The organism is Burkholderia sp. Z1 (genome assembly GCF_014893795.1).
GTDB classification, from domain to species: Bacteria; Pseudomonadota; Gammaproteobacteria; order Burkholderiales; family Burkholderiaceae; genus Burkholderia; species Burkholderia theae.
Map to the genome: position 1 here is coordinate 439,096 of NZ_JACFYL010000002.1, position 11,585 is coordinate 450,680.

The 11,585-nt window shown below is 68.4% G+C and carries 9 protein-coding genes; 6 read left to right on the plus strand and 3 right to left on the minus strand.

The features are described from left to right. The first annotated feature begins 150 nt into the window (after window positions 1-150). Window positions 151-1,263 carry a porin gene (locus H3H55_RS19095; protein ID WP_129515785.1) on the plus strand — a complete coding sequence of 371 codons (1,113 nt, stop codon included), beginning with the start codon at window positions 151-153 and terminating at the stop codon, window positions 1,261-1,263. An 8-nt stretch (window positions 1,264-1,271) separates the two neighbouring features. Beyond that, window positions 1,272-2,324, plus strand: a complete 1,053-nt coding sequence (locus H3H55_RS19100; RefSeq protein ID WP_193099776.1) for a nucleoside hydrolase — start codon at window positions 1,272-1,274, stop codon at window positions 2,322-2,324. A gap of 25 nt (window positions 2,325-2,349) precedes the next feature. Here H3H55_RS19100 and H3H55_RS19105 read toward each other — a convergent pair whose 3' ends face one another. Next, entirely contained in the window at window positions 2,350-3,261 is a 912-nt protein-coding gene (locus tag H3H55_RS19105; RefSeq protein WP_193099777.1) for a LysR family transcriptional regulator, read from the minus strand. 94 nt (window positions 3,262-3,355) lie between these two features. On the opposite strand from H3H55_RS19105, the gene H3H55_RS19110 reads away from it, so the two are divergent. Next, the gene (locus tag H3H55_RS19110; protein WP_129515782.1) at window positions 3,356-4,705 is read left to right on the plus strand and encodes an NCS2 family permease; all 1,350 of its coding nucleotides are present in this window, start codon (window positions 3,356-3,358) and stop codon (window positions 4,703-4,705) included. A gap of 44 nt (window positions 4,706-4,749) precedes the next feature. Then, window positions 4,750-5,850, plus strand: coding sequence for an adenosine deaminase (gene add, locus H3H55_RS19115; protein WP_193099778.1), 1,101 nt, complete (start codon window positions 4,750-4,752; stop codon window positions 5,848-5,850). 14 nt (window positions 5,851-5,864) lie between these two features. On the opposite strand, the gene H3H55_RS19120 is transcribed toward add, so the two are convergent. After that, on the minus strand, window positions 5,865-6,311 hold the full coding sequence (locus H3H55_RS19120) for a nuclear transport factor 2 family protein (protein ID WP_193099779.1): 447 nt from the start codon (window positions 6,309-6,311) through the stop codon (window positions 5,865-5,867). 258 nt (window positions 6,312-6,569) lie between these two features. Here H3H55_RS19120 and H3H55_RS37335 point away from each other — a divergent pair, with 258 nt between their 5' ends. Then, window positions 6,570-7,832 carry a hypothetical protein gene (locus tag H3H55_RS37335; RefSeq protein ID WP_226800300.1) on the plus strand — a complete coding sequence of 421 codons (1,263 nt, stop codon included), beginning with the start codon at window positions 6,570-6,572 and terminating at the stop codon, window positions 7,830-7,832. Between the two features lie 63 nt (window positions 7,833-7,895). After that, window positions 7,896-9,173 carry a WG repeat-containing protein gene (locus H3H55_RS19130; protein WP_226800302.1) on the plus strand — a complete coding sequence of 426 codons (1,278 nt, stop codon included), beginning with the start codon at window positions 7,896-7,898 and terminating at the stop codon, window positions 9,171-9,173. 57 nt (window positions 9,174-9,230) lie between these two features. On the opposite strand, the gene H3H55_RS19135 is transcribed toward H3H55_RS19130, so the two are convergent. Next, entirely contained in the window at window positions 9,231-11,462 is a 2,232-nt protein-coding gene (locus H3H55_RS19135) for a penicillin-binding protein 1A (RefSeq protein ID WP_193099780.1), read from the minus strand. Between the last annotated feature and the right edge of the window lie 123 nt (window positions 11,463-11,585).

Consider the following 11,585-nt stretch of genomic DNA (forward strand, 5'->3'; position numbering starts at 1 on the left):
CCGGGGGCGGCAGGCGCAAGAATGAGAATAAATCCGTTTTATTGATACATAAGAAAAGCAAACTTTTATTATCCGATCCGGGTTCGTATAGTCGAGTCCAGTTTCGCGGAACCCTGCCGCGCCTGGACCACCACCGATCACACGACCCGCATGAAAACTCTCTACAAGCTCGCCCCGCTCGCGATGCTCGGCGCTTTCGCGACCCATGCCTGTGCGCAAAGCAGCATCACGCTGTACGGGCTCATCTCGGCCGGCGTCGGGTTCGCGACCAACCAGGGCGGCAAGAATGCCTGGCAGGCACTGTCCGGCACGAACCAGAACCCGCGCTGGGGGCTGAAGGGCAAGGAGGATCTCGGGCAGGGGCTGTCCGCGATCTTCCAGCTCGAGAACGGCTTCAACGTGATGACGGGCACGGCCGCGCAGAACGGCCGCGAATTCGGGCGCATGGCCTACGTCGGCCTGGCCGACCGCACCTATGGCTCGCTGACGTTCGGCCGCCAGTACGACGCGATTCACGACTACATCGGGCCCGTGATCATCGCGAGCAACGGCGTGAACATCGGCGACAACGACAACGGCTACAACGACATCCGCGTGCAGAACTCGGTGAAGTACGTGAGCCCCGTGTACTACGGCCTGAAGTTCACCGCGCTGTACGGCTTCAGCAACGCGACGGGCTTCGCGAACAACAGCGCATACAGCTTCGGGCTCGGCTACGAGCAGGGCCCGCTGCGCTGGAGCGCGGTCTATGCGCAGTACAACCATCCGTACAGCGGCACGAACCAGGACGGCGCGATCGCGAACGACTATGCGTCGCCGTTGCTGATCTTCAGCAAGAGCGCGATGTCGCCGGCGGCGTACGCGAGCCGGCAGCGGATCGCGGGCACCGGCGGCTTCTACACGATCGGCCGCGCGCAGTTCGCGGCGATGTTTACCGACGTACGCTACGATTACCTCGACAATTCGCATCTGCACCTGCAGAACCTCGGCGTGAACGTCGTCTACACGATGACGCCGCAGCTCTTTCTCGGCGCCGCGTATGCGTTCACGAACGGCAAGTACGACGTGATCGACAAGCGTCCGAAATGGCACCAGGTGAACCTGCAGGCCGATTACTTCCTGTCGAAACGCACCGACGTCGCGCTGACGGTGATCGCGCAGCAGGCGGCCGGCGACGCGGACCATGCGCAGATCTTCGCGTACGCGCGCTCGACCAGCACGCGCCAGATGATGGCGACGCTCGGCGTCCGGCACGTATTTTGAGTTCGACCATGACCCACCCGATCGCATCCCGCCGCACCTTCCTGAAACTGTCCGCCGCGCTGGCCGGCACTGCGCTAATGCCCGAAACGGGCGCGTTCGCGGCCGGCGGGGACGCCGCGCGCCGCACGGTGATCATCGATACCGACCCGGGGCAGGACGACGCCATCGCGATCCTGTTCGCGCTCGGCGCGCAGGACCGGCTCGACGTTCGCGCGCTGACCGCCGTCGCGGGCAACGTGCCGCTCGACCTGACCGAACGCAATGCACGGATCATCCGCGACTGGGCCGGCCGCACGAAAACGCTGCCCGTTTATGCAGGCTGCCCGCGCCCGCTCGCGCGCGAACTCGTGACGGCGGCGAACGTGCACGGCAAGACCGGGCTCGAAGGCGTCGAACTGCACGAGCCGCGCGCGCCGCTCGCGACCGGTCACGCGGTGTCGTACCTCGTCGATACGCTGAGCCGTGCCGCGCCGAACAGCGTGACGCTGTGCGCGCTCGGCCCGTTGACGAACATCGCGACCGCGCTGATCGAAGCGCCGCAGATTCGCGGCGCGCTGCGCGAGATCGTGCTGATGGGTGGCGCATTCTTCGAGCGCGGCAACATCACGCCGGCCGCCGAGTTCAACATCTACGTCGATCCGCAGGCGGCCGACGTGGTGTTCGGCAGCGGCGTGCCGATCGTCGTGCTGCCGCGCGACGTCGCGGTGAAGGCGCCGATCACGCCCGCGCGCGTCGCGCCGTTCCGTGCGCTCGGCAACCGGTGCGGCGCGATCGTCGCGGACATCATGACGGCCGAGCTGGCGTACAACAAGAAGCGGCGCGGCGTCGACGACGGGCCGATGTACGACCCGACCGCGGTCGGTTATCTCGTCGATCCGACGATGTTCGGCGGACGCAAGGTGAACGTGGTGGTCGAGACGAGCGGGCAGTGGACGCTCGGCGAGACGATCGTCGACTGGAACGGCCGCAGCGGCCGCGCGGCGAATGCGACGTGGATCAACGAGGTCGACGCGGACCGCTTCTACGCGACGCTCGTCGAGCGCGTCGCGAAGCTGCCCTGAGCGCGACGTCGCGCGGCGAACGGAATCAGATGTGCTTCGCGATCCACTCGCGGCACGCGCGCACGTGCGGTCCGCGATCGTCGCCGGCGAGGGAAATCAGCGAGATCGCGCGCGTGACGCGCGGTTTGTCGACGCGCAGCGCGACGAGTTCGGGATCGTGCAGATGCATCGTATAGAGGCTCGGCAACACGGCGGTCGCGAGGCCGTTGCGTGCGAGCGCGTAGAGCGGCTCGGTGTATTCCATCCGGTACGTGACGTTCAGGCGCAGCTTCTCGGCGCCACCGGTGCGATGCAGAGATTCGCTGACGCTGCCGCGCACGAACACGGCCAGTTCGCGATCGACGAGCTTCGCCCACGTGACGCTCTTCGCGCGGGCGAGCGGATCGTCGTGCCGCACGACGATCACGATCTCGTCCTCGAAGAGCTGCCGGTAGCGCAGCGTGCCGTCGTCGCTGTCCGGTTCGCGCACGCCGATGCCGAGATCCGCGACGCTGTCGCGCACGGCTTCGACGAGCGCGCTGTTCGGCAGGTCGGTAAGCGTGAAGCGCAGTGTCGGGTGTGCGCCGCGCAGCGCGTTGAGCGCGGGCAAGAGGCGGCCCGCGACCGACGGGATGAACGCGATCCGCACGGTCTGGATGCGTTCGCCGATCAGCCGCGTCATGTCGTCGAAGGTGCCGCGCGCCTGGTTGAGCAGCCGTTCGGCGAGCGGCAGCACGGCTTCGCCGGCGGTCGTCAGCGTGAGCCGGTGCGCGGAACGCGCGAACAGGCGCCCGCCGAGCAGGAATTCGATCTGGCGGATCGACGCGGTGAGCGCGGGCTGCGTGAGCGACAGCGCCTGCGCGGCCTGCGTGAAGCTGCGTGCATGCGCGAGCACGACGAAGTGCTGGACCTGCCGCAGCGTGAGCGCGGGCAGCAGCGACGAGCGGTCTGACGACATCGGGCAATAACGGTCGGGAAGCGGTACGCGGCAGTATAAGACCGCGCTGCGCGAACCGACACAGGACAATATTCGGAATCACAGGAGAACCACCATGTCAGCGACTGACACGATGCCGGCGCGAGCGCCGGCCAACTGGCTCGAACGCCGCTTCGCGCTCGCCGCGCGCGGCACGAGCGTGCGCACCGAGACGATCGCGGGCGTCACGTCGTTTCTCGCGGCCGCGTACCTGCTCGTCGTGATCCCGTCGCTGCTCGCGACGGGCGGCATGGAGCGCGGCGCGGCGACGACGGCGACGATCATCGTGTTCGTGCTGTTCACGACGCTGATGGGGCTCTATGCGAACCTGCCGTTCCTCGTCGGCCCCGGCATCGGCGGTTCGGTGATCATCGGCGTGACGCTCGCGACGACGGAACACGTCGGCTGGCAGACGGGCCTCGGCATCGCGTGCGTGTCGGGCGTGCTGTTCTTCCTGCTGACGATTCTCGGTGCGCGCGGCGTCGTGGTGCGGCTGATTCCGGTGCAGATCAAGCTCGGGCTCGGTGCGTCGATCGGGCTGTTCGTGACGATGCTCGGGCTGCGCAACGCGGGGATGGTCGTCGCGAACGCGAAGACCAACGCGTTCGCGCTCGGCGACTTCTCACGGCCGGGCGCGCTCGTCGCGCTGATCGGCCTGGCAGTCGCGATCGTGCTGCAGGCTCGCAAGGTGCCCGGCGCGATCCTGATCGCGATTCTCGTCGCGGCCGCGGCCGGCGTGCCGCTCGGCGTCACGCACCTGCCCGCGTCGTTCGTGTCGCTGCCGCACAGCATCGCGCCGATCGCGTTCAAGCTCGACCTGCGCAGCGCGTTGAGCCTGGCGGCCGCGCCGTACCTGTTCGCATTCTTCGCGGCGGAATTCTTCTCGACGCTCGGCACCGCGCTCGCGGTCGGCGCGAAGGCGAACCTGCTCGACGAGCAGGGGAACCTGCCGAACATCAACCGGCCGTTTCTCGTCGATTCGCTGGCCGCGACGCTCGGGCCCGTGCTCGGCATTCCCGCGCTGACCGCGCTGATCGAATCGGCGGCGGGCGTCGAGGCCGGCGGCCGCAGCGGGCTGTCGTCGCTGGCGGCGGCCGTGCTGTTCGCCGCGATGCTGCTGTTCGTGCCGGTCGCGCTCGCGATCCCGAAGGAGGCCACCGCGCCGGCACTGATCTTGATCGGGCTGTCGATGTTCGCGACGATCCGCCATACGCATTTCGACGACTTCACCGATGCGCTTCCCGTGATGTCGATGGTGCTGCTCACGCTGATGTCGAACAGCTTCGGCACCGGCATTGCCGGCGGGCTGCTGTGCTACGTGCTCGTCAAGCTGCTGGCCGGCCGCTGGCGCGACGTGTCGTGGGGGCTCGTCGTGCTCGCGATTCCGCTCGGCTATTACTTCTGGACCGTCGTGAAGCCGCATTGAGAGACGGCTTTCGCGACGCAACTGCACTACCCAAAGAGACAGACATGAAGGGAACACCAGGCAACGTCCCGGCCGCGCGCACGGGCATCGACATCACGCCGGCCCATCGGGCCTTCTTCCACGCGCTGCCGAAGGTCGAGCTGCATTGCCACCTGCTCGGCGCGGTGCGGCACGACACGTTCGTCGCGCTCGCGGAACGCAGCGGCGCGCCGATCGAGCGCGCGGAGATCGATGCGTTTTATGCGCGCGGCGAGAAGCCGGTCGGCGTGCTGCACGTGCTGCGCGCGCTCGACAAGTATCTGCTCACGCAGCCCGACGACCTGCGGCGGATCGCATACGAGTATCTGGAGGACGCGGCCGCGCACAACGTCCGGCATGCGGAGTTCTTCTGGAATCCGACCGGCACGGTGCACGTATCGGGCATCGCGTATGCGGACGCGCAGGCCGCGATCGTGACGGCAATCCGCGACGCCGCGCGCGACTTCGGGATCGGCGCGCGCCTGATCCCGAGCATCGACCGCGAGCAGGATCCCGACGAGGCGGTCGCGATCGTCGAATGGATGAAGGCGAATCGCGCGGACGAAGTGGCGGGGCTCGGAATCGACTATCGCGAGAACGACCGGCCGCCGGAACTGTTCTGGAAGGCTTACCGCAATGCGCGCGCGGCCGGCTTCCGCACGACCGCGCATGCGGGCGAGTTCGGGATGCCGTGGCGCAACGTCGAGACGGCCGTCGACCTGCTGCAGGTCGATCGCGTCGATCACGGTTATACGATCGTCGACAACCCCGAGCTGTGCGCGCGTTATGCGGAACGCGGGATCGTCTTCACCGTCGTGCCGACGAATTCGTACTATCTGCGCACGCTGCCGCCGGAGCAATGGGCGGAGCTGCATCCGATGCGCAAGATGCCGGGCCTCGGACTGAAGATTCATCCGAACACCGACGATCCGACGCTGCACAAGGTCAATCCGAGCGAGGCGTGGGAGTTGATGTTCAGCCATTTCGGCTTCACGATCGCCGAGCTGAAGCAGTTCATGCTGAACGGGATCGACGGCGCGTGGGTGGACGACGCGACGAAGGCCGCGTGGCGCGCCGTGTGGGCGCCGGAGTTCGATGTGCTGGCCGGCACGCTCGCCGCCGGCTGAACGCGGTTTCGTCGTCAGTCGGGCGCCGGAACGTTCAAGTGATGGCGCAGGTCGCCCGCGAAATCGAACAGCGTGTAGTCGCGGAACGCAAAGCGCCACACGCCGTCGACGCGTTCGAACGCGTCGTGATAGCGGCCCGCGGCGATCGGCTGCAGCGCGAGCCCGTCGACGGCTTGCAGCACCGTGTAGTACGAACGTGCCGTCGCGCGATGCGCGGCTTCATCGATCTCGATGATCGGATTGGTGACGACATGCTTCGTGCGCGGCGTGCCGCATGGGTAGCGCGTCACGCTCGCGTCGAACAGCGCGAGCAGTTCATCCGCGCCGATCGTCGGCGCGCCTTCCTGCGTCTTGATGCGCGCGTGCCGGAACAGCTCGGCGACGCCCGGCAGGTCGCCGGCGTCGAGCCGCTCCGCGTAGCGGTACAGCAGGTTCGCGATGTCGACTGCGCTGTGGGTCATGCGGGCTCCCTCGTCAACGAACGATGCCGGTGATGGTGCGCGGCGCGTGGCGGGCCGGCTTCGTCCGGGTGGACTAGTTCGGCACGCCGCGATTTCACTATCTTTCCGTTTCCCTGCACGTCGCATACGCCCGTGCCCGCTGGCACGCGCTGCCCACGTTCGCTATATTGGCGTCCGGTGGCGACCGGTCGTGTCGCTGCCCGCCGTGCGCTATCGCGCCGGACATCCAGAAAACAATTCGAATCGAGAGGCTCAGCCGTGCGTACACCTTTGTTCTGTCTGCTGTTGTTCGCGTCGTTGTCCGCGCGGGCCGGCACTGCTTGCGATGCACTGCTTGGCGATTACGCGCCGGCGGCCGGCAAGCCCGCGACGCTGCGGGTCGAGAAGGTGGGCGGCGAGACCGTGCTGCGGGTGCGCGAGGCCGGCCAGTGGAGCGTCGAAACGGAACCGACGCGCGAGGCCGAACTCGATACCGACGGCCCGGACAAGCCGCCGGCGGGCGCTTGCGTGCTCGAGGTGCCGGGCGGCGAACTGATCAAGCTGCCGATCGGCGCACCGTATCAGGTCACGTCGATCACGGGCAGCAACTTCGCGACGAAGCATTCGACGACCGGTGTCGTGATGCTGGCGATGCAAGGCTTCCAGGTCGACGGCGTCGAACTGTATCCGGTCGCGCGCAGCGGCGATTCGCCGCCCGCGCCCGTGAAGGCGGTGCCCGGCCGGGAGATAACCGACGCCGGCCCGTGCCCCGGCCACCTTCCGCCCGACATGAGCCAGTCCGACTTCGACGCGTTGCCGGAACCCGTGCACAAGTACTTCGCCGATCTCGATCCGCTGCGACAGCGCGCGTTCGTGTGCGGCCAGGCGCTCGACGAGATCGTGAGCGACGGCCTGACGTCGAACGACGACAAGGAAGTCGATGGGATGTGGCGCTGGCTTGCCGTGTTGCTGCGCGCGCACCAGGTGCCGCGCGACGCGCACGGTGGCGACGATCGCTGGCGCGTGGCCGGCCAGTTGCTGCGGCAAAACCGGCCGGACGCGGGCAAGGAGGCATCGCCCGATCGTGCACGCCGGCAGGCGCTCGTGCTGGACGCGCTGGTGCCGAACCTGCCGCCACCCGACACGCTGCGCGATGGCCGTGAAGAGCAGGCGAGCGACCTCGTGGCCGAAGTCGTGAAACTGCCGGAACCGGATGCGCTCGCGGTGCTCGGCAAGCTGCAGGCGCGTGGGGTGCTGCGCTGGCAAATCAATGACAACAACCCGTACCGGGTTGCCGACGTCGCGATGCGAGACGCGTTGAATCCGCCCGTGTCGGCATCGGTATTCACGCTGCTCGCGCAGGACGCGAACCCGGATGTGCTGCATGACGACGCGCTGCTCGACGTCGAAGTGACCGAACATCATGTCGAGGGCGTGCGACGTCTGCTCAGCGCCGGCGTGAAGCCGTCCGCGAAGGTGCTGGCGAATGCCGGCGGCGATCCGGAGATCCTGCGGCTGCTGCAGGCGTCAGCCGCGCGCTGACGGCGATCGAATCGACGCGATACCGCACGACACGGCACGACAACGACAAGGGCGATCCTTCCGATGGGCAATCGAGCATGGCTCTATCTCCAGGCCGGCGACGGAGACGACGCGCGGACGTTCGAGTTCGCGGAGACCAAGAATCACTTCCCGCTCTTGTGGCGCGTGCTGCTCGCCGACGGCGGCGCGGGCGACGCGATTGCCGATCAGCGTGTGTTCGGCGATGCGGGCACGCCGAATCTTGCCAGCGACGCACGCGCGGCGCAGGCGCGCATCGGCCGGCTCGCGTCGTTCGTCGTCGCGCATCCGCTGCCCGATGACGATCCGGCGCTCGCGCGCCAGTTCGATGCGCTCGTGCGCCATCTCGGCGAGTCGATCGACGCGCTCGGCGATGCGCATGGCGCGCCGCGGTTTTCCGCGAATCTCGACGAGCTGTCGTGGCTCGACGACGGCGATCCGGACGCCTACATCGACCAGGAGCGCGAGACCTGCACGCGCCTGTGGTGGCGTGTCGCGAACTGCATGGACTTCCGCGACGTGCGCGGCGTGCGGGATGCGCTCGAAATCGACACGCCGGCCGACTGGCGCGACTGGGCGTGGGGTTTCGGTTTCGGCTGCATGTCGCATCACTACTTCGCGCGCCAGGACCCGCCGCGCGGCGTGACGTTCGCCGCGATGTTCGACGCCGGCGAGCGGCACGGCAACTGGCTCGGCTTCGACACGTTCAGCTTTCGCGGGCGCAACGGCCTGTGGGGCGTTCGGCGCGAAAACAACGACGCGTGGGAGGTGATCGTGCCGCCCGAATGGACGAGCCTGTGGGCCAGCGGCGCGCGCGATGACCGGTTGTTCTGGGTTGCGCGCGACGGGCGGGTCGGCGTGCTGCTCGCCGACGATGCCGGCGCGCGGATCGTGCGCGAACCGGCGTTCGACGCGGTGTGGGATTTCACGGACGACATCGCATGCGTGCGCGTCGGCGAGCGCTTCGGGCTCGTGCGCGCGGACGGCGCGTGGGTGCTCGAACCGTCGCTCGACGATTTCGGCGAATTCGTCGACGGGCTGGCGTCCGCGAGCGTGGGCGGCCGCTGGGGCTTCGTCGACACGAACGGCGCGTGGATCATCGCGCCGCGCTTCGACGACGCACAGGAGTTCGTGCGGGGCGAAGCCGTGGCCGTATGCGAGGGCGAGCACTGGGGCCTGCTCGGCCGCGACGGGCAGTGGCGCGCGCGGCCCGAATGGACGTCGCTCGACTGGTCGCCCGAGCGCGACGCGTTTCTCGCGCAACGCGACGGCAAGGTTGGTCTCGTCGATGTGACGGGGCGGGTCGTCGTCGCGCCGCGTTGAGCGGTGGCGACGACACTTCGGTAACGCACGCAGCCGCCGCGCGCGCCGGCATCACGCTTAGCGGAAGAACCTCAACCAGTCGAACAGGCCGGGATGCGGGCGCCGCCTCGGCGTTGGCGCCGGCGCGCTGCGCGGCCGGAAGTCGGGCGAGAACTGCGCATGCGGATCGATCACGCGCGAACGCAGCGCCGCGTCGTAGAAACCACCGACGATCGGCAGCGCACTGTGCGCGCCCGCACCCCAGTAGTCGCTGCGCAGCGTCACGCTGCCGTCGTCGAAGCCGACCCATGCGCCGGCTACCAGTTGCGGATGCATCAGGATGAACCAGCCGTCCGCGTTGTCCTGCGTTGTGCCCGTCTTGCCGGCGACGTCGACGCGGATTCCGTAGCGCGAGCGGATGTCGGCGCCGGTGCCGTAATCGACGACATCGCGCATCACGTCGACGAGCGTCTGCGCGGCAGGCGCCGGTAGCGCGCGTTCGGGCGGCGCGCTGGCGAAGGCGGCGAGCACCTTGCCGTCGCGATCCTCGATGCGCGTGATCATCTGCGGCGCGACGTACACGCCGCGGTTCGCGATCGTGCCGTACGCGGACACCATCTCCTTCAGCGTGACGGGGCTCGTGCCGAGCGCGAGCGACGGCACAGCGTCGAGCGGGCTGTCGCGTACGCCCATCGCGCGCGCGAGCTGCACGACCTTCGCGGCGCCTTCGTGCTGCATCACCTGCGCGGTGATGCGGTTGCGCGACAGCGCGAGCGCGTCGCGCAGCGTCATCGGTTCGCCCGTCGGTGGCTCCGCGTCGGTCGGGCGCCAGACCGCGCGGCCGTCGATGGGAATCGCGACGGGGCGGTCGATGAACGTATCGGCGGGCCGCATGCCGTCAGCGAACGCGGCGCCATAGACGAACGGCTTGAACGTCGAGCCCGGCTGGCGCCGCGCCTGCGCGACGTGATCGAACGGCTCGCTGCCGAAATCGGGACTGCCGACCCACGCCCTGATCGCGCCGTTGCGCGGATCGATCGCGACGAAGCCGGCCTGCACCTGCGTCTTGCGCTCACACAGCGCGCGCACGAACGCGCGGTTCGCGCCGAGCTGCTTCAGCGCCGCCACATCGGCGAGCCCGGCGTCGCGGGCCTGGCGATAGTCGGGCGTCTGGCGGATGAAGCCGCGGAACAGGTCGTTGCGCAGCCCGCAGCCGGACGGGCCGCGCCACGCGCTGTCGGCGATCGCCTGCAGCCGGTCGGTCTGCTGCGTGAGCGCCTGCGTGGCCATGTCCTGCAGCCGCGCGTCGAGCGTCGTGCGCACGACGAGGCCGTCCGAGTAAAGATCGTAGTTGTTGCGGTCGGCCCACGCGATCAGCCACTTGCGCAGCTGCACCGCGAAGTGCGGGGCAAGGCCGGGCTGCGCCGTCTGCGGTTCGAAGTCGACGCGCAGCGGCCGGCGCTGCAATTGCGCGAGCTGCTGCGGCGACAGCATGCCCATCTGCGCCATCCGGCCGAGCACGATGTTGCGCCGCTGTACCGCGCGTTCCGGATTCAGCACCGGGTTGTAGTAGCTGTTGCCCTTCAGCATCCCGACGAGCGTCGCGCTTTCGACGGTGTCGAGCTGGTCGGCCGATTTGCCGAAATAGGTGCGCGCGGCCATTTCGACGCCGTACGCGTTGTACAGGAACGGCACGGTATTCAGGTAGGTCTCGAGGATCTCGTCCTTGCTGTACACCGATTCGATCTTGAACGCGGTGATCAGCTCCTTCACCTTGCGCGTGAGCGTCAGCGAACGACCGACTTCGTCCGGGTACAGGTTGCGCGCGAGCTGCTGCGTGATCGTCGAGCCGCCCTGACGGTCGCCCGAGAACGTATGCAGCCCGGCCGCGATCGTGCGGCGCCAGTCGATGCCGTGGTGTGCGTAGAAGCGGTGGTCCTCGGTCGCGATCAGCGCGTCGACCATGTGCGGCGAGATCTGCTTGAGCGGCACCCATTCGCGGTTGACCGGCCGGAACTCGGCGATCAGCTGGCCGTCGGCCGACAGCACGCGTGCGGGGCGGTCGATGCGCGCCTTGCGGATGTCGCCGATGCTCGGCGTGAACGGCACGAACGCGAGCAGGACCAGCAGGCCCAGTACGGGAATCGCGGCGAGCGTCAGCGCCACGCCGCGCCGCGTCGGATGACGCAGGCGCTGCAGCGCGCCGGCACACAGTGCGCGGGCGCGCGTGCGGCAGGCGGCGGCGAGCGGCGCGACGCGGGCGCGGCAGCGGGCCCACGCGTCTCGAAGATACGGCACGAAGCGATTCACGGCGGCAGGAGCGTGGACGGAAGAGGCGCGATCCTAGCAAACGGCGCACGTGTGCCGGTGGCCGAAACGGCCGTTTGCTTGCAGGATTTACAGACGATTACGTTTGTTGCCCGCGGACAACCT

What these genes read in the sequence shown, in the direction of transcription:
- H3H55_RS19095 (WP_129515785.1), top strand. Translation starts at nt 151, where the DNA reads ATGAAAACTCTCTACAAGCTCGCCCCGCTCGCGATGCTCGGCGCTTTC.
- H3H55_RS19100 (WP_193099776.1), top strand. Translation starts at nt 1,272, where the DNA reads ATGACCCACCCGATCGCATCCCGCCGCACCTTCCTGAAACTGTCCGCC.
- H3H55_RS19105 (WP_193099777.1), bottom strand. Translation starts at nt 3,261, where the DNA reads ATGTCGTCAGACCGCTCGTCGCTGCTGCCCGCGCTCACGCTGCGGCAG.
- H3H55_RS19110 (WP_129515782.1), top strand. Translation starts at nt 3,356, where the DNA reads ATGTCAGCGACTGACACGATGCCGGCGCGAGCGCCGGCCAACTGGCTC.
- add (WP_193099778.1), top strand. Translation starts at nt 4,750, where the DNA reads ATGAAGGGAACACCAGGCAACGTCCCGGCCGCGCGCACGGGCATCGAC.
- H3H55_RS19120 (WP_193099779.1), bottom strand. Translation starts at nt 6,311, where the DNA reads ATGACCCACAGCGCAGTCGACATCGCGAACCTGCTGTACCGCTACGCG.
- H3H55_RS19130 (WP_226800302.1), top strand. Translation starts at nt 7,896, where the DNA reads ATGGGCAATCGAGCATGGCTCTATCTCCAGGCCGGCGACGGAGACGAC.